The following is a 19,456-nucleotide window of genomic DNA, read 5'->3' as shown; positions in this document are numbered from 1 at the left end:
AGTGACTGTTACAAAAATTACGGATCAAGAATTTAGACAAATGATCCAAGTTAGCTCGCAACGATTGGCTAAAAATGCCGAATTTATTAATTCATTAAATGTTTTTCCAGTTCCAGATGGTGATACAGGTACAAATATGAACCTTTCGTTCGCAAGTGGGGCAAAGTATGTTCAAGATTCACCTTCTGAGCATGTTGGGGAGTTAGCATCAATTTTAGCTAAAGGTTTATTAATGGGTGCTCGAGGTAACTCAGGTGTTATTTTATCGCAAATTTTTAGAGGTTTCTATAAACGAATTGAAGCTAAAGACGTTTTAACAGCTGCTGATCTAGCAGATGCTTTAACAGGTGGTGTAGAAGTCGCTTATAAGGCTGTTATGAAACCAACTGAAGGAACTATTTTAACAGTTGCAAGAGAAGCCGCTAAGGCAGCAAATAAAGCTGTTTCTGAGAGTGACGATGTTATCGTTGTTATGGAAGCTACTTATGAAGCTGCTAAAAAAGCATTGGCAACAACGCCAGACTTATTACCTGTTTTAAAAGAAGTCGGGGTTGTTGATTCAGGTGGCCAAGGGTTAACATTCGTTTATGAAGGCTTTTACGATGCATTAACGGGGAAAGAAACGGTTAGTGAAGAATACAAACCAAACGAAAAAGAAATGGATGAAATGGTTAATGCTAGCCATCATCAAAGCGTGCAAAGTCAACTAAGTACAGAAGATATTAAATTTGGTTACTGTACGGAAATTATGCTTAAATTGGGTGCAGGTCGCTTAGTTGATCAAAAGTTTGATTACGATGAATTTAGAAATCATTTGAGTGAAATCGGTGATTCTCTTCTTGTGGTTGCTGATGATGAAGTCGTTAAAGTTCACGTTCATACAGAACATCCCGGTGAAGTGATGACTTACGGTCAACATTATGGGTCATTGATGAAAGTTAAAGTTGATAACATGCGTCAACAACATGAAACAATTTTAGAAAATGATGAAGAAGATGAAGTGAAGTCTGAGGCTGTTGAACCTAGTGAAATTGCGGTTATTTCAATTTCATCTGGTGCGGGTGTTGCGACATTGTTCAAGAGCTTAGGTGTGTCTTACATTTTAAGTGGTGGACAAACGATGAATCCAAGTACGGAGGATATTGTTAAAGCAATTGAAGCAACTAGAGCTAAGAATGTGATTATTTTACCTAATAATAAAAATATTTTCCTAGCTGCTGAACAAGCTGTTGATGTTTCTGCTGTTCCTGCAGTTGTTGTGCCAAGTCGCACAATTGCGCAAGGGATGACAGCAATGCTTGGATTTAATATTGATAGCACATTGGAAGAAAATAAAGACGCAATGATTGAAAACTTGGATACCGTAACTTCTGGTCAAGTAACGATTGCCGTTCGTGATACAACCATCGAAGGTGTAGCAATTAAAAAAGATAATTATATGGGTATTATTGATGGGAACATCAAAGTAACTGATAATGATCGTAAAAAAGTTGCCATTGAAATGACTAAAAAAATGTTAAATGAAGATAGTGAAATCATCACCATTATTGTGGGTGAAGATGGCTCTGAAGATGAAGCTAAAGCAATTGAAGAAGCTATTTACACGATTGATGAAGATTTAGAAGTTGAAATTCATGAGGGGAATCAACCGGTCTATCCTTACTTAATTTCAGTTGAATAAAAATAGAACAAAATAAAGGCGGGATGAGACTGTGTTCTCTCCTGTTTTTTATATTCTGTAGAAAGTGAGGTATCATAATGTCTTCATTGAATGATTCGGTGAGTGTTTTAACTGGCGTTGGGCCTAAAAAATTAACGGCGCTTAATCAATTAGGTATCAACACAATTGCTGATTTACTAACCTTTTATCCTTATCGATATGACGATTTAAAAGCAAAAAAATTATCTGAAATTACGGATCAAGAAAAAGTGACTTTAAAAGGAACTGTTTCTTCTGAACCCGTTTTAATTCGATTTGGTCAAAAAAGAAATTTGTTAAATGTGCGATTATTAGTAGACGACGGTAATATAACCGTTAGTTTTTTCAATCAACCTTTTCTACAAAAACAGTTTGAGATAGGTAAAGAAGTGGCTGTATATGGTAAATGGGATGACAAGCGAAAAAGTTTATCAGGCATGAAGTTATTGACTAAACAAACTGATGATAGACTAGCTGCGATTTATCGATCTTCTAAAGATATTCATCAAACAGCTATACGCCAATTAATAACGCAAGCATTTAAACAATATGCTGATCAGATAGATTCGTTATTACCCAATGAATTAATTCAGAAGTATCGGTTAATTGATCGTCAGACAATGCTACATGATATCCACTTTCCGCAGGATGAAAAAAATTTTCATGATGCCAAACGAACAGCTATTTTTGAAGAATTCTTTTTATTTCAGTTGAAATTACAATATGTCAAAAAGAGTGATACTAAAAATTATGGCATTAAAATTAATTATCGAAATGCTGAATTAAAAAAATTTATTCAGACGCTACCTTTTGAATTAACGGCGGCTCAAAAAAGAGTGGTTAACGAAATTTGTGCTGATATGAAGCAACCCATTCATATGAATCGCTTGCTTCAGGGTGATGTTGGATCAGGTAAAACGATTGTTGCGGCTATAGTTATGTATGCCGCTATTACGGCTGGATATCAGGCTGTTTTAATGGCACCAACAGAAATCTTAGCTGAACAACACGCTAACAATTTGGCAGCGTTATTCGCAGATTTTCCAGTCAATGTTGCTCTTTTAACTGGTTCAATGAAGGTTAAAGCCAGACGTGAATTATTGACGCATCTTGAATCTGGTGAAGTCAATTTAATTGTTGGGACGCATGCAATCATTCAACCCGACGTTTCATTTAAGCGTGTTGGGCTGGTTATTACCGATGAGCAACATCGATTTGGTGTGAATCAGCGCCGGATTTTAAGAGAAAAAGGTGCTGAACCTGATGTCTTAGCGATGACGGCTACGCCAATCCCAAGAACGTTAGCTATTACGTCTTATGGTGAAATGGATGTGTCGACGATTAATGAATTACCTGCAGGACGTCAACCGATTACGACTTCGTGGCTGAAAAGTTCACAAGTGGGTAAAGCAATTGATTTAATTAAAGAACAGTTAGCTCAAGGGTCACAAGCTTATGTAATTACACCCTTAATTGATGAATCTGAAACGTTAGATTTAAAAAATGCGTTGGCACTATATGAGAATATGAAAGAAGTATTTGAACCAAAATATAAAGTGGGTCTTTTGCATGGTAAAATGAAAAACGATGAAAAAGATCAAATGATGACTGATTTTAAAGCCAATAAATATCAGCTGCTAGTATCGACGACAGTTATTGAAGTTGGTGTCGATGTGCCGAATGCCACAGTGATGATGATTTATAATGCTGAGCGATTTGGTTTGGCACAATTACATCAATTACGAGGTCGAGTGGGTCGTGGAAAAAAGGCCTCATATTGTGTGTTAATTGCTGACCCTAAAAATGAATTTGGGAGACAACGGATGCAAATTATGACGGAGACAACAGATGGTTTTGTGATTTCGCAAAAGGATTTAGAATTGCGAGGTGCTGGAGACGTGCTAGGACGGAAACAATCGGGGATACCTGATTTTAAAATTGGTGATCCAATTGGTGATATTAATGCATTACAAGTCGCGCAACAAGAAGCGCATGAACTTGTTTTTAGGGATGATTTTGCAAGTAATCCTGAATTTAAACCACTGAACGATTATTTAAAAGGACATCAAAATACGGATTTAAAATTCGATTAAACGAGTTAGGAGAATTCAATTATGAAATTAGCAGTCGATGCAATGGGCGGCGATTTTGCGCCTCAATCAATCGTTGAGGGTGTAGAGCGCGCTAGAAATGAAGATAATACCATTCAATTTACATTGTATGGGGATGAAAAAAGAATTCGTGAATTTTTGAAAGATGATAAAAATATTGTCATTGTACACACGGATGAAGAAATAGATGGCAACGATGAACCTGTCAAAGCGATTCGTTCAAAGAAAAAGGCATCAATGGTTTTGGCAGCTCAATCTGTTAAAGATGGTGAAAATGACGCTATCTTTTCATGTGGGAATACAGGCGCATTACTTGCTGCGGGGTTATTTGTGATTGGCCGAATTAAAGGCATTTCACGTCCAGGATTACTAGCAACGTTGCCTGTCATTTCAAGTGATAGTACTGTGAATTTATTGGATGCTGGCGCAAATGCAGAAAGTAAACCTGAACATTTGCATCAATATGCGGTGTTAGGTAATTATTATGCTAAAAATGTCCGTCACATTGCTAATCCTAAAATTGGGTTATTGAATAATGGGACAGAACCACATAAAGGTAATAAAGTGACCCAAGAGGCACATCAATTATTGCAAAATGATCCTGAATTGAATTTTGTGGGTAATATTGAATCAAATGATTTACTTTCTGGTAAGGCTGATATTATTGTTTCTGATGGGTTTACTGGTAATGCGGTTTTGAAATCAGTTGAAGGAACGGCTTTGGGGATGTTCTCATTACTAAAAAGTGCCATCATGAGTGGTGGGTTACGTGCTAAAATCGGCGCACTTTTACTGAAACCTAGCTTGAAACAATTGAAGCATAAAATGGATTCACCCAAGTATGGTGGTGCGGTTTTATTAGGAATTAAAGCACCTGTTGTGAAGGCTCATGGATCAAGTAAGGCTGAAGTCATTTATTATACAATCAAACAAATTAATGACATGGTAAACGCAAATATGGTACCCAATATTGTTGACTACTTTGAAAAAGAGACTAGTAAAAAAGAAAATTAACTAGACATTTCTCTGAAAAATGGTTAAAATTACGTCATGATTCAAAAGGAGGCTATTGGGATGACAGAAGAAGAAATTTTTGGAAAAATTGCTAAAATAATCGAAGAACATTTTGATTTACCAGTAGAAAAAATTACGACTAGCTTAGATTTTAAAAAGGATTTAGATGCAGATTCAATTGATGTTGTTGAGTTCGTTTTAGAACTTGAAGATACATTTGGTGCAGAAATTTCTGATGAAGATGCAGAAAGTTTAACAACCGTCGGAGACGTTGTTACGTATATTAAAACGAATACAAAATAATAATTAAAAGTAGTTAATTGAATAGGTTTATAAAAGCGTCTAGGCAGTTTAGCTTGCCAGCGCTTTTTTGCGTATTGAGTACCTTTTAGCCAGTAAAACGGGTATAATTGTGAGAACGTTAATGATAGTAATGGAGGATAATAAATGATTAAAGGGTTAAATGAAATGTTAGCAGAAGATTTTGGTATTAAGTTTACGAACGGTGCGCTTTTAGATGAAGCGTTCACGCAAGCATCATATGTGAATGAACATCCAAAAGAAAATTTGAAATTTTATGAACGAATTGAGTTTTTAGGGGATGCTGTTTTGCAGTTAACCGTTTCAGAATATTTATATCAACGTTACACAATGCTACCACAAGGCAAATTAACGCGTCTAAGAGCCGCAATGGTCTGTGAAGAGAGTTTCAGTGCATTTGCCAAAGAATGCCGATTTGACGAATTTATTCGCTTAGGTAAGGGTGAAGAAAAAGCTAATGCACGTCAAAGACCTGCATTATTATGTGATATTTTTGAGTCTTTTGTAGGAGCGCTTTATCAAGATCAAGGTAAATTGGCCGTTGAAACATTTATTAAAAAAGTCATTTTTCCTAAATTAGATTTGGGTTGGTTTGACCATGTCATGGATTATAAAACGTCGCTACAAGAGTTTTTACAAAAAAATGGCGATATCGTGATAACGTACGATGTTGTTGATGATCTTGGGCCGGAACATGATAGACAGTACGTGATGACTGTTAGTGCTGATGGCAAGATTATTGGGCAAGGTGCCGGCCATTCTAAAAAAATTGCGGAACAACAAGCAGCAAGTAATGCATTGGAGTCGTTAAGATCATAAAGATGTTCAGGAGGTTAGTGACGAATGAAATTAGAGTCTTTAGTCATTAATGGGTTTAAATCATTTGCAGATAAAACAACAATTGAATTTAAAGACGGGATGACTGGTATTGTTGGCCCTAATGGTAGTGGGAAAAGTAATATTGTTGAAGCTATTCGTTGGGTTCTTGGTGAACAATCTGCTAAAAATTTACGTGGTGGCAAAATGCCTGATGTTATTTTTGCGGGGTCAAAAGATCGGTTACCAGTTAATCGTGCTGAAGTTAGCATTACTTTTGATAATTCTGATTTTTATATTCAAGAGAATTCTGAAAAAATAACGGTCACTAGACGCTTATTTAGAGAAGGCGATAGTGAGTTTCTGATTAATCAAAAGCAATGTCGTCTTAAAGATATTACGAATTTATTTATGGATACTGGGCTTGGAAAAGAATCATTTTCGATTATTTCTCAAGGCCGTGTTGCTGAAATTTTTCGTAGTAAACCAGAAGATAGACGGTCAATTATTGAAGAAGTTGCTGGTGTTCTTAAATATAAGCAAGAGAAACATATTGCTGTTCGCCAATTAGAAGAAACAAAGGGTCATCTTAATCGTGTTTCTGATATTATCTTTGAACTTAAAGGGCAGGTTGATCCTTTACGAGAGCAAAGTAGTTTAGCAAAAGATTACTTAGCTCAAAAGAAACAATTTGATGAATTAGAACGCAGTCGCTTAGTAAAAGAAATTAAAAGCCAATCATTGCAGAAAAATGATGTGACGCGTTCATTGGAACAGTTAATTAAAATGAATCTCAGCTATAAAACAAAAGTAACGGTAAAAGAGCAAGAAGTCGCTGATTATCGTTTACAGTTAGGCAATATTGAAAAAAGTATTGATCAAACTCAAAATGAATTATTAGATTTAACAATTAATAAAGAACGTTTACTGGGTCAAAACAACGTATCAACGCAAAAAAAAGCGTTTGAAAAACAGCAGATAACAGAATTAAAAAATGAACAAGCGGCCTTGAATAATCAAATTAAATTTAAGCAAGACGCATTAGTGAACTTAAACAAACGTTTATTAGAATTACAACAAAATATTATCGATGAAAATAACGTTATTGAAGCTATTGATAAAAAAATTGTGACTAATGATTTGTCTGGTCAAGAACGTTTGAAGGAATTAGGACGATTTATTAATGATGCGATTCAACAACAGACACGATTGCAGAGTGAAAATGAGTTTTTAAAAAAATTGTCAAATCCTGATGTGATATTAAGTGAAAATGATAATCGGATAGTTACTGAAGAAAAACGGTTAAATCAAGTACGCAGTGATTTTGAAATTAAAAATGAGTCGTTTAATGTGATTAATACCAAATTAAGGGATGAAGAGCAAAAATTGGCTGCATTGAAAGTTACTTTAAAGGCTGATACAGAGACCTATGAGTCACAACAACGAAGCTGGTTTGAAGCAGCCAATATCTTACAACAGGCAAAAAATAAAAAAGATAATCTACACTTAGCGCAAAATAGTTATAATGGATACTATCAGGGTGCTAAAGCTATTTTAAAAGAAAAAAGGAATTTTCCTGGTTTATATGGTGCAGTGGCTGAATTAATGACGGTACCAAAGGAAATTAATCAAGCAATTGAAACAGCATTAGGTGCGCAGTTACAACAAATAATTGTTCAAGATGAATCTGTTGCAAAGCGTGCAATTAAATTCTTAACACAGAAAAATTATGGGCGAGCAACTTTTTTACCTATTTCAATCATTAAAGGGCGCTTTATGAGTGAGGGGCAACGTTCAGTGTTAAGTCATGAGGGTGTCATTGGGATTGCTTCCGAGCTTATTCAGGTGGAACCAAAATTTGCTGAAATTAGTCAATCCTTGTTGGGAACGACGATAATCGTTCGAGACTTGGATGTAGCGATTGAAGTTAGTCGTCATCTGAATCATCGCGTTAAAGTTGTGACACTTACCGGAGAAGTTATGAATGCTGGTGGTTCAATGACTGGTGGTAAACAACAACGAGCTGGCGGTTTATTGGACCAAAAACAAGCTATCACACAATTGGATGAAAGTATTCAAAAAATGCAACAAGAACTAGAAGTTCGTGAGGTTCGAGGTAATCAAGCTGGCGTTTCTGTTGGAAATCAGAAACAAGTGATTGAATCAGTTGAACTAATGATTGTTGATTTTAAAAATCAGTATCAAGAGACACAATCTCAGTTAACAACTAGTCGTTTGATTTTAGAACAACAGGAACTTAAGTTAACTGAAATACGCAGTGAATTTAAAAAAAGTCAATTGACTAAAATAAGTAATGAAGCAAAACGTAAAGATAATACACAAGAAATCACGACATTGGGCAATCAAATCCAAGCGGCGAATGACGATAGTGCTGCTATTGAGTTACAGTTAAAAAATGCTGATCAATTTGAAAAGCAACAACAAGTTAAGAAACAAAATCATCGTGAGAGTTTATTAGTTTTTCAAGAACAATTAAAACAACAAAATCATAACGGTGTTCTGTTGAGTAAGGAAATTCAAGCATTGACTGAAGAAGTTACAATAGTTAAGGAGCGCTATCAAGCATTGCTTAATCATACAGAAAGTAGCCAAATGCAAGAGAACGAAAGTCAAAAAAAGCTTCAAGAATTTCAAAGTCAAACAGATAATGCTGATTTACGATTAGCTAATTTCAAGCAAAATCGAACTGAGATTAATCAGTCATTAACTGAAGAAACTGAAAATCTGTCCCGTTTATCCGACTTACAGCGCAATGTTATTGCTGATAAAAGTCAAACTGAAAATCAAAAACAACAAATTGATCAGTCACTGGACGAGAAGTTGAATCAGTTAGCGACTGACTTTCAGCAAACTTTTGAAGAAGCTGAAAAATCAGAAAATCATCAAACACTGGAGACTATTTTAGCGCAACAAAAGTTATTAAAAAAAGGGTTGAAAGAAATTGGTGACGTGAATGTCGCAGCTATTGATGAATTTGAAAGAATCAATGAACGCTATTCATTCTTATTGAAACAGCAGGCTGATTTATTAGAAGCCGATGAACAATTGAAAAAGACTATGACAAATATGGATGCTGAAGTTGAAAAACGCTTTAAAGTTAGTTTTGATGATATTTCTAAAGCATTTGAAAAAGTCTTTCCAGTTATGTTTGGTGGTGGAAAGGCCAAACTTCAGTTAACGAATCCAGAGGATCTTTTAACCACAGGAATTGATATTTTGGCACAGCCGCCGGGTAAAAAAGTGCAAAGTTTGAGTTTACTTTCTGGTGGAGAGCAAGCATTAACAGCGATTGCGTTATTATTTGCTATTTTAAGAGTTAAACCAGTGCCTTTCTGTATTTTAGATGAGGCTGAAGCCGCTCTTGATGAAGCTAATGTGGCTCGTTTTGCGAGTTATTTAAAATCATTTCATCAAGAAACACAATTTATTGTGATTACGCATCGAAACGGAACGATGGTTGAAGCCAATACTTTATATGGGGTCACAATGCAAGAATCGGGTATATCTAAAATGGTCTCAGTATCATTAGATAGAGCGGTTTGATATACTATATAAAAGATTAGGAGGCGTTATGAATGGGAATATTTAGTAGAATTAAACAAGCCTTTACGGGTGAAGAGCCAGAATCATCCAACCAAGAAAAATATGATAAAGGTCTTGAAAAATCAAGAAAAACCTTTGGTCAACGTTTAAATTCACTATTCGCCAATTTTAGAACAGTTGATGAAGCTTTTTTTGAAGAATTAGAAGAAACGTTAATTGAAGCTGATGTCGGTTTTGAAACGGCGATGACAATTAGTCGTGAACTGCAAGAAGAAGTTAAATTGCGTAATGTTAGTAATCCTGATGCCGTTTCCGCCGCAATCATTGAAAAATTAGTTGATTTATATGAATCAGAAGGTCAAAGCGAAGATAATTCGATTGCTCAAGCTGAATCAGGTCCAACGGTTATTTTATTTGTTGGTGTTAATGGTGTTGGTAAAACAACTACGATTGGTAAATTGGCACATCGCTACCATGAAGAAGGTAAAAAAGTGCTTTTGGCTGCTGGAGATACATTTAGAGCCGGAGCAATTGAACAACTTGCTGAATGGGGCCGTCGCGTCGATGTTCCTGTTGTTCGGGGACCAGAAAAAAGTGATCCTGCCTCTGTTATTTTTGATGCTGTCAAGCGTGCTAAAGAAGAAGACTACGATGTTTTGTTAGTTGATACAGCCGGGCGTTTGCAAAATAAAGTGAACTTAATGAGTGAATTAGATAAAATTAAGCGCATTATCTCTAGAGAAATTCCAGATGCACCGCATGAAGTTCTACTTGTTTTGGACGCAACAACTGGGCAAAATGCTTTAATCCAAGCTAAACAATTCAAAGAAACAACGGATGTCAGTGGGATTGTTTTAACAAAACTTGATGGCACTGCTCGTGGTGGGATTGTTTTAGCGATTCGTAATGAAATGCACTTACCAGTTAAACTTGCTGGTTTAGGTGAACAAATGAATGATTTGCGTGATTTTAATGCAGAAGATTTTGTTTATGGATTGTTCAAAGGTCTCGTTCGTGAACAACCAGAAAAAGAAGAATAAGCTTAGAAGTCGGATTTAATCTAATCTGACTTCTTTTTACTATTGACGTTTAGGTTTAAAGTCGGTACTCTTCTAGTAGGACTAAACGAAACAAAATGAGGGAGTTTTTTTAGTGGCGATTGATAAAACCAATCGAGTCAATGCATTATTTGAATTTTACGAATCATTATTAACTAAGAAGCAGGCTGAATATATGGCCATGTATTATGGCGATGATTTTTCTCTTGGTGAAATTGCGGATAATTTTGATGTGAGTCGGCAAGCCGTTTACGATAATATTAAGCGGACCGAGAAGATTTTAGAGGATTATGAAGCCAAGTTAAATTTGTATCATAATTTTATTAAACGTAATGAAAAATTAGACCAAATTAAGCACTATACGGATAGTGCCTATAAAGAAGACAAAAAATTAACCGATCTAATTAATCAATTAGAAGAATTAGACGAAGAGTAAGGGTAGGTAGGTAAAATGGCATTTGAAGGATTAACAGAAAGATTACAAAATGCGATGACGAAACTTCGTCGTAAGGGTAAAATATCTGAAACTGATTTAAAGGAAGTTATGCGTGAAATTCGCTTGGCTTTACTTGAAGCTGATGTTAACTTTACAGTTGTTAAAGATTTCGTCAAAGTTGTTCGAGAACGTGCAATCGGTGCGGAAGTACTTGAAAGCTTAACACCGTCGCAACAAATTGTTAAGATTGTTAATGAAGAATTAACTAAAGTAATGGGTGAAACAGCTGTTCCACTAAATAAATCACCTAAGATTCCAACAATTATTATGATGGTTGGGTTACAAGGGGCTGGTAAAACAACAACAGCTGGTAAGTTAGCTTTAAAATTAAAAAAAGAAGAAAACGCAAGACCTTTAATGATTGCAGCTGATGTTTATCGTCCAGCGGCTATTGATCAATTACAAGTTTTAGGCCGTGATTTAGAAATTCCAGTTTTTGAATTAGGGACAAAAGTTAACCCTGTTGAAATTGTCCGACAAGGGTTAGCACAAGCGGCAGAAAATAAAAATGATTATATTATTATTGATACAGCTGGTCGTTTACAAATCGATGAAGCCTTAATGGATGAATTAGCTCAAATTAAAGCGTTAGCTATGCCTAATGAAATTCTTTTAACTGTTGATTCAATGACTGGACAAAGCGCTGTAGACGTTGCTAAGGGCTTTAATGAGCAATTAGATGTTACTGGTGTTGTCTTAACTAAATTAGATGGTGATACTCGTGGTGGTGCTGCATTATCAATCCGTTCAGTAACGGGTAAACCTATCAAATTTATTGGTCAAGGTGAAAAGATGACTGATTTGGATGTCTTCTATCCGGATCGTATGGCATCAAGAATCTTGGGCATGGGTGATATGCTTACGCTAATTGAAAAAGCGCAACAAGATTTTGATGAAAAAGCATCAGCTAAAATGGCTGAAAAATTCCAAGAAAATACATTTGATTTTAATGATTTCTTAAGCCAGATGGATCAACTACAAAATATGGGTCCTATGGAAGATATTATGAAGATGATTCCAGGGATGGCTAATAATCCAGCTATGAAGAATGTTAAAATGGATCCAAAGGATATTGATCATATGCGTGCAACCGTGTATTCAATGACGCCACAAGAGCGAGAACATCCAGACGTCTTGAACCCAAGTCGTCGTCGCCGTATCGCTGCAGGTGCTGGTCGTCCAATCGTTGAAGTTAATCGAATGATTAAACAATTTGGCGAGATGAAGAAAATGATGAAGAAAATGAACAGTGGTAATTTTGAAGGCATGGAAGGTATGCTTGGTAAAGGCGTAACAGGTCGCTTAGCTAAGATGTCGATGAATTCAATGGTCCGTAAGAACAAGAAAAACAAGAAAAAACGCATGAAAAAAAATAAAAATTCTAGAAAATAAGCATAAAATAACTAATACTGGTATGGCTTTAAAGGTATTTTTGAAATTTATTTTAACTGTCAAGAAAAAAACCTTTACAAGCTGATAAATAACTGGTATATTAATTACTGTTGAAGTAGATATCAGGAGGTGTATATTAATGTCAGTAAAAATTCGTTTAAAACGTATGGGTTCTAAAAAGAGACCGTTCTACCGTGTCGTTGTAGCTGATTCACGTTCACCACGTGATGGCCGTTTCATCGAAAACGTGGGTACTTACAATCCATTAACAGAACCACAAACAGTAACACTTGAAGAAGAAAGTATTTTAAACTGGTTGAACAATGGTGCACAACCATCAGATACTGTACGTAACATTCTTTCAAATGCAGGCATCATGAAGAAATTCCATGAAGCTAAATTCTCTAAAAAATAAGGACAATTAAATGACTGAAGCAGAAGTGACAAACTTAATTTTAACAATTGTCAAACCGCTTGTTGAAAATCCTGATGATGTCCAAGTAGGGCAGAAACAAGATGATCATTATGTCTATTTTGAATTATCTGTGAATGCAGATGATATTGGCCGTATTATTGGGAAGCACGGACAGGTTGCGCAGGCTATTAGAACAATAATCTATGGTGTGCGTTTAACGAGTTCGAAACGAGTGCGTCTAAACATATTAGATTAAAATAGTAACTCTTGAATGAAGCAGCAATGTTTTGTTTAGGAGTTTTTATTTTACAATGAAAAGGAGCAAATATGGCTTATTATCAAGTAGGAACAATCGTCAATACTCATGGAATCAAAGGAGAAGTCAGAGTTATGGCTACAACTGACTTCGTTTCTGAGCGTTTTAAAAAGGGAACCGTGTTGTATCTGTTCGATAAGAACGGGAAACAAATTATTTCGTTAACGGTTATGACTTATAGACATCATAAAAATTTTGAACTCGTGACGTTTGAAGGTTTACAAGATATTAACCTGGTTGAAAAATATAAAGGGCTTGATTTAAAAGTCGCTGATGAAGGTCTTCGAGAATTAGAAGAAGATAATTACTATTATCACCAAATTATTGGGTTAGATGTCCAAACCGAAAAAAAAGAAAAAATAGGGACAATTTATGAAATTTTAAGTCCAGGTGCCAATGACGTCTGGGTTGTTAAACGTCAAGGTAAAGGTGATTTATTATTGCCAGTGATTAAAGATGTTATTAAAAATGTCGACGTTGAGCACAATATTGTAACGGTTGAACTTTTAGAAGGATTGGACGACTAAATATGAAAATTGACGTTTTAAGTTTATTTCCAGAAATGTTTGATGGTCCAATGAAACAATCAATTGTTGGTAAGGCAATCGAAAAAAAGGTGCTTGATTTGAAAGTCACTAATTTTAGAGACTTTACGACTGACAAACAAAATCATGTCGATGATTATCCATATGGTGGTGGTGCGGGAATGTTACTTCAAGCACAACCCGTTTTTGATGCGTTAGAAGCTGTCCAAAAGGAATCTAACGCAAAAGGTAAGGTTATTCTTTTAGATCCGGCAGGTCGTAAATTTGACCAGACAGTGGCTGAAGAATTTGCGAATGAGGAACATTTAACGTTTATCTGTGGTCATTACGAAGGTTACGATGAACGTATTCGAGAAGTTGTGACTGATGAGGTTTCACTTGGAGATTACATCCTAACAGGCGGTGAATTAGGCGCAATGGTCATGATTGATGCAACTGTACGTTTATTACCCGAAGTTTTGGGTAATAAAGAATCAGCCCCAGGAGATTCTTTCTCAAATGGCTTGTTAGAATATCCACAATACACACGTCCAGCTGATTTTAGAGGGATGAAAGTACCTGAAGTTTTAACAAATGGCAATCATAAATTGATTGATGAATGGCGTCAAAAGGAATCATTGAGACGTACATTTGAGAGAAGACCAGATTTATTGGAAGAGATGCAATTATCTAAACAACAAATTGAATGGTTAGCTGATATAAAGTTAGAGAAGTAAAGGAAAAGCACTTTACGCCTTTATATTAATATGATACACTTTCAAAAGTGGTTAAAAGCCACATAAAAATTACGATATTCCGCTGGCATAATAAATGTGCATGAATTTCTGTTGAAAAGGAGATCCAAATTATGAGTCCAATGATCGCAAAACTTACAGAATCACAATTACGTACAGATATTCCTGAGTTCCGCCCAGGTGATACTGTTCGAGTTCACGCCCGTGTTGTTGAAGGCACACGTGAACGTATCCAACTTTTCGAAGGTGTTGTTTTAAAACGCCGTGGTAAAGGTATTAGCTCAAGCTACACTGTTCGTAAAATCAGTAACGGTGTTGGTGTTGAACGTACTTTCCCATTACATTCACCTCGTGTTGCTAAAATTGAAGTTATCCGTCATGGTCGCGTACGTCGTGCTAAATTGTACTACTTACGTGCTCTTAATGGTAAAGCTGCTCGTATTAAAGAAGCTCGCCGTTAGAATGATGTTGAAAAGTCTTGATTATATCAAGGCTTTTTTTATTTGGATTAATTATAAAATTTAGGCTCTAAGTAATTGGCTATATTATGAATAGGTTTCTATTGTTAATTGAACTAGGCTACATATTAAGTTGATAAGGAATATCTAAATATGACAATAAGACCAGAATTTAATAGGTATATGACTAGTGATGTATTTAAAAGTTATTATTGGTACAAAGTGGAGTTAAAATAAATTTGTAGAAATAGTACATCACCAATACCATATTAGCTACTGATATAATTATCTTTGCTATAGTAGCAGATTTAATAGAAGTTTTTAGTATGAATAAAAATAAATTTATTGATAATAGATGAAGAAAGAACTTACCATTATTAATGGATTTATTTTGTTGGGGATTTTCGTAATGATTCAATTTCAAGAGAATATAATTCTTTTATGAAAGTAGCGGTAATATTACGGAAAACTGTACGAGATTTTAATCGAGACAAAAAATATAGTCACGAATTAGTTATTGAAAATAAAGAAAAAATAAGTAAATTTTAAATAAACGGTGCCATAATTCCAGCATTCTCAGGTCTACGATCTGTTTCTAATGTTGCTATGTGGTGAATAATTTTGTCTAATGTAATTTTAGCCATTTCTTGTTCAACTTTATCTTGAAGTAAGGCATATTGTTCGGACAAGACATCTTGAATATTACCACCAACGAAGCAAGCGGGATTTGTTTTAGGATCTACCTGAATCAATCGGGTATTACCCTCGATACTTCTATAAATATCTAATAAGCTAATTTCTTTGGGTGATTTAGCAAGAGTTGCTTTTGCTTGTCCATTGGTTGTCATAATTAATTCTGATTTTTTTAAGTGACTCATAATTTTTCTAACATTTGACGGGTTTGTTTCAACGCTATTCGCAATATTTTGACTAGATAGAAAATTTGTATCTTTAGAAATTTCGATGTAAGCCAAAATATGAATCGCGTCACTGAATTGAACTGAATATTTCATTTGTTAAGGTTCCTTTCTAAAAGTAAGTCTTGACTATTTCTCTGATAGGTATACTATATACCTGTACCAAATAAATGTACAGGTACTTAAAAATAAAATTTTAGGAGTGGTTGATATGACATACTTAGTAACTGGCGCAACGGGTGGCTTTGGTGGCTACGCATTAAAGGTTTTAAAAGATTTAGTTCCAATTTCTGAAACTTATGTACTTGCTCGTAGTGAAGAAAAAGGACAAGCATTAAAAGATGCTGGTTATAACGTTCGAATCGGGTCATATTCTGATGAAGCATCAATGAAAAAAGCATTAACTGGTATCGATCGCTTGCTCTTCATCTCAATGGGTACTGATGATCGTCAAGCTAACCAAAAAAATGTGATTGATGCAGCAAAAGAAGCGGGTGTTTCTTATATTGCATACACAAGTTTTCCAGATGCAGATAACTCTAAGAGTGGCCTTTCGGCAGATCATCGGTTTACTGAAAAATTAATTAAAGAATCTGGTATTGCACATACATTTTTACGTAATAATTGGTACTTAGAAAATGAAATGCCAATTATTGGCGGCGCAATGGCTAGTGGTAAATTTGTCTACGCTGCTGGAGAAGGTAAAACAGGATGGGCACTAAAACGTGAATATGCGGAGGTTGCCGCAAAGGCACTTGCAGGCGCTGATTTCTCAGAAGTATTGGAATTATCACGTAAGCCTGTTACTTATGCTGTTTTGGCTGATGCTTTGGAACAAGCAACAGGTAAGAAATTTGACATTATTGCAGGTAATGATAAAGAATTCATTGATAGTTTAATAAATGCTGGATTACCTGAACAAGTTGCAAAAATCTTCTTAGTATTCCAATATGATATTAAAGATGGTCAGTTAGATGTTGATTCAACTGATTTTGAAATGGCTTTGGGTCATGAATTAATGTCATTCCCAGAAGCAGTAAAAGAATTATTAAAATAAAAATTAATGTACTTAAAAACCGCAATTTTAAAATTGCGGTTTTTTTATTATTCAAATTCTCTAAATACCTTTAAAATTCTTAACCGAGCATTACAATCAGTAAACGAATAAAGATTTTCATGAATGAGTTGCTGATAGGTAACGTCTAATGAATGATTGAATATTTTTACTTTTATTTGGTTAATCAAATCAGTTTCTTTAGAGACAATTGGTCCAGGTAAGAAAAATTCTGAGTTGGTCTGATTCGGTTCTTTAGTCAATTCTTCTGGAAATCGATAATAGAGAACAGGTCTATTTTGTAGGGCAAAATCTAAACCAACACTGGAATAGTCTGTTATTAAAAGCTCATGATTTTTTAATAAGAATTGGACACTTTTTTGTCCTTCTGGAAGGATTGACACAAATTCAGAATTAAAAAGGTGGCGATATTTTTGAAAATTAGTATGAAGATAAAAATTAACGTCTATTTTATGAGATTTAACAAATAGTTTTAAATCTGAATTAGTGATTAAACTCTGGTAGGTTTTGTAAAAAGTAGTTTCCAGAAAGTCACTATCAGATAGAAATTCTTGATTATTACGCCAAGTAGGCATAATTAGGATCCGCTTTCTATGGGGTAAAAAAGATTGTCGCCAATTTTTATTAAGTAAGTTATCAAATCGCGCTAAACCAGTTATTTTGATGTCATTTTCTGAATAGTTGAATTTATTTTGAATTATATTAGCTTCTCTTTGAGAACTGACAATAAATTTATCTGTAAAAGTAGGGTGATATTGGTTACCGTAAAGTTTTGAGACATCTTTAGAACCAGTAATGCCATGTTGAAGGAATACTTTATTAATTTTTTTTAGTTTGGTAATAGTTGAATCACTGTAAAAGGGTAATACATAATTAGAATTATGGGTGTGGGCGAGATACTTAGCTTTGAAAAATAATTCAATATGGGCAATACTTTTGTAAAAAATAACGTTGTCCCTATATTTTTTTAAATTTTTTAAGTCTTTGGAATCATTTGTTACAACATAATAGGGCTTAAATTCAGTTTTATTTTTCATCAGATAATCAAAAAAGGCAAGTCCGTTATCTTGTGCTTTTTGTGGATATTCGGTAATCAAAAGAATTTTTTCCGTTGTAACTGGATGGAAGAAAGTGTCATCTTTTGTTTTAAGTTCAGAATAGACCTCTTTTTTAAGCAGACTAAGCTTATTCGATAAATTGCCATTTTTAGTTGAATAAAAACTTAAAAGAATCATCGTTGATTGATCGTAAGGATACCAAAAATCTAATGCAGCTTTTTTTGATTGCATGGGTAGTCTAAAAATTAGTTCTTTAATGGTCATATTTGTAAGGGTCGTTTTAAATGAGTAATCAAAAATGGAAAGATCATAGGCATTTAAGGTTAAATCTTCTGTTAAGAGAGGAAAGATTTCAGAAGGAATCAATTTTACGATAAAAATAGATTCATAGTTATTTGTTGATAAATTTTCAACTGAAATTAGATTACTGGGTAATTCTGTCGTCAGGTTATATACTCGATTTTTTATGATTAATGTAAGTGATGAAAGTGGTAAGTATTGTGATTTTATTTTGATTGTAAATTCGAGCGAGTCATGGCTGACATCAGAAACTTCTGTGAGATATCCTGATTTATAATATGACTTCAGTGAAGGTTGTTTATTCCACATAAATCGTAAATAATGACCTAATGTATGATAAAGAACTAAGTCTTGATTGTCTATACACAATTGTAATGCTGTGGTTGTGATGATTTCAAAATTTTCTCCAGAAATTTGTTTATCATCTAAACCATAATAAATAAACCCCTTATTTGGTGAATTATTTTCAAAAAGTTGGCTGAGTGTTGTTGTGCTAATCTTCCAGGTTAACTGATTAATTTGTTCAAATTTAAGCGTTTTACCAGATTTTTCATTTTTAACGTGAATATGCTCAAAAATATAGGTATCACTTTCAAGATAGTAAGCATTTTCTTTTGTATAAATCGTTATTTTATCCATAAAAACACCAGCCTAATCGTACAAATTTAATTTTATCTGCTGAATAAGTATTCAGACTTTGTACTGATAGTGTAGCATAAAATCAATTATTTAAATGTTAAGAAAGTTTAATGCTATTTAATTTTACTATAATAATAATCTAAATGAAAATTATGCAAAATGCAGACGTTTTTAACTGGTCAATTTATTATACTTAGGTAAATTCTATAATTAATTTGAATATAAATTACAAAATCTTAAATTAATAATCCTTTAAAATAAATTCAATGAGGAGCCTCAGTAGTACTTTTAAACTATTTTTTAGTTAAAATTGGTAAGATTACATGAATGATTTTAATCTTATGATGACATTAATTTATAAATATCAGCGAAAAGATATGTACCTAACTAATTTCAGACGCTGGTAAAAAGTGGGTTATGCCATTTTAGTTATTAACAGAATGGATACTTTTTACCAGTTTTTGAAATAGCAGGTATTTTTTTAGTTGTTTTTACTATTATATTTGGAATTAATTGGTTTTATAGAGA

The 19,456-nt window shown here is 34.3% G+C and carries 17 protein-coding genes; 15 read left to right on the top strand and 2 right to left on the bottom strand.

Going from position 1 to position 19,456, the window contains the following annotated elements:
* The first annotated feature begins 1 nt into the window (after position 1).
* From ACVQ8P_RS03530 to rplS, 14 genes are all read left to right on the top strand, one after another.
* Complete coding sequence (locus ACVQ8P_RS03530; protein ID WP_462297524.1) at positions 2-1,681, top strand: DAK2 domain-containing protein; 1,680 nt, start codon at positions 2-4, stop codon at positions 1,679-1,681.
* Positions 1,682-1,758: 77 nt separating this feature from the next.
* Positions 1,759-3,792: an ATP-dependent DNA helicase RecG gene (gene recG, locus ACVQ8P_RS03525; RefSeq protein WP_462297523.1), complete on the top strand. Its 2,034-nt coding sequence runs from the start codon at positions 1,759-1,761 to the stop codon at positions 3,790-3,792.
* Between the two features lie 21 nt (positions 3,793-3,813).
* Complete coding sequence (gene plsX / locus ACVQ8P_RS03520) at positions 3,814-4,824, top strand: phosphate acyltransferase PlsX (protein ID WP_462297522.1); 1,011 nt, start codon at positions 3,814-3,816, stop codon at positions 4,822-4,824.
* A 60-nt stretch (positions 4,825-4,884) separates the two neighbouring features.
* Positions 4,885-5,127: an acyl carrier protein gene (acpP, locus tag ACVQ8P_RS03515; RefSeq protein ID WP_462297521.1), complete on the top strand. Its 243-nt coding sequence runs from the start codon at positions 4,885-4,887 to the stop codon at positions 5,125-5,127.
* A gap of 144 nt (positions 5,128-5,271) precedes the next feature.
* A complete protein-coding gene (gene rnc / locus ACVQ8P_RS03510; RefSeq protein WP_462297520.1) occupies positions 5,272-5,964 on the top strand; it encodes a ribonuclease III in 693 nt (230 codons plus the stop codon).
* A gap of 24 nt (positions 5,965-5,988) precedes the next feature.
* Positions 5,989-9,525, top strand: a complete 3,537-nt coding sequence (gene smc, locus ACVQ8P_RS03505; RefSeq protein WP_462297519.1) for a chromosome segregation protein SMC — start codon at positions 5,989-5,991, stop codon at positions 9,523-9,525.
* 32 nt (positions 9,526-9,557) lie between these two features.
* Positions 9,558-10,565, top strand: coding sequence for a signal recognition particle-docking protein FtsY (gene ftsY / locus ACVQ8P_RS03500; RefSeq protein ID WP_462297518.1), 1,008 nt, complete (start codon positions 9,558-9,560; stop codon positions 10,563-10,565).
* Positions 10,566-10,677: 112 nt separating this feature from the next.
* Complete coding sequence (locus ACVQ8P_RS03495) at positions 10,678-11,019, top strand: putative DNA-binding protein (RefSeq protein ID WP_462297517.1); 342 nt, start codon at positions 10,678-10,680, stop codon at positions 11,017-11,019.
* 15 nt (positions 11,020-11,034) lie between these two features.
* On the top strand, positions 11,035-12,471 hold the full coding sequence (ffh, locus tag ACVQ8P_RS03490; protein WP_462297516.1) for a signal recognition particle protein: 1,437 nt from the start codon (positions 11,035-11,037) through the stop codon (positions 12,469-12,471).
* Positions 12,472-12,610: 139 nt separating this feature from the next.
* Entirely contained in the window at positions 12,611-12,886 is a 276-nt protein-coding gene (gene rpsP, locus ACVQ8P_RS03485; RefSeq protein ID WP_409022599.1) for a 30S ribosomal protein S16, read from the top strand.
* A 10-nt stretch (positions 12,887-12,896) separates the two neighbouring features.
* A complete protein-coding gene (locus ACVQ8P_RS03480) occupies positions 12,897-13,142 on the top strand; it encodes a KH domain-containing protein (RefSeq protein ID WP_462297515.1) in 246 nt (81 codons plus the stop codon).
* A 71-nt stretch (positions 13,143-13,213) separates the two neighbouring features.
* Positions 13,214-13,729: a ribosome maturation factor RimM gene (gene rimM, locus ACVQ8P_RS03475; protein ID WP_462297514.1), complete on the top strand. Its 516-nt coding sequence runs from the start codon at positions 13,214-13,216 to the stop codon at positions 13,727-13,729.
* A gap of 2 nt (positions 13,730-13,731) precedes the next feature.
* Positions 13,732-14,463, top strand: coding sequence for a tRNA (guanosine(37)-N1)-methyltransferase TrmD (gene trmD, locus ACVQ8P_RS03470; RefSeq protein WP_462297513.1), 732 nt, complete (start codon positions 13,732-13,734; stop codon positions 14,461-14,463).
* A 131-nt stretch (positions 14,464-14,594) separates the two neighbouring features.
* On the top strand, positions 14,595-14,942 hold the full coding sequence (gene rplS / locus ACVQ8P_RS03465) for a 50S ribosomal protein L19 (protein WP_462297512.1): 348 nt from the start codon (positions 14,595-14,597) through the stop codon (positions 14,940-14,942).
* A gap of 542 nt (positions 14,943-15,484) precedes the next feature.
* Here rplS and ACVQ8P_RS03460 read toward each other — a convergent pair.
* Entirely contained in the window at positions 15,485-15,952 is a 468-nt protein-coding gene (locus ACVQ8P_RS03460; protein ID WP_462297511.1) for an Rrf2 family transcriptional regulator, read from the bottom strand.
* 115 nt (positions 15,953-16,067) lie between these two features.
* Between ACVQ8P_RS03460 and ACVQ8P_RS03455 the strand changes: the two genes are divergently transcribed.
* Positions 16,068-16,913, top strand: coding sequence for an SDR family oxidoreductase (locus tag ACVQ8P_RS03455; protein ID WP_462297510.1), 846 nt, complete (start codon positions 16,068-16,070; stop codon positions 16,911-16,913).
* Positions 16,914-16,960: 47 nt separating this feature from the next.
* Here ACVQ8P_RS03455 and ACVQ8P_RS03450 read toward each other — a convergent pair whose 3' ends face one another.
* Positions 16,961-18,928 carry a CDP-glycerol glycerophosphotransferase family protein gene (locus ACVQ8P_RS03450; protein ID WP_462297509.1) on the bottom strand — a complete coding sequence of 656 codons (1,968 nt, stop codon included), beginning with the start codon at positions 18,926-18,928 and terminating at the stop codon, positions 16,961-16,963.
* Positions 18,929-19,456: the final 528 nt, after the last annotated feature.

Source organism: Dellaglioa sp. BT-FLS60 (assembly GCF_054941065.1).
Note: the sequence above shows the minus strand (reverse complement) of the source record. Positions and strands in the feature narration are given on the sequence as shown.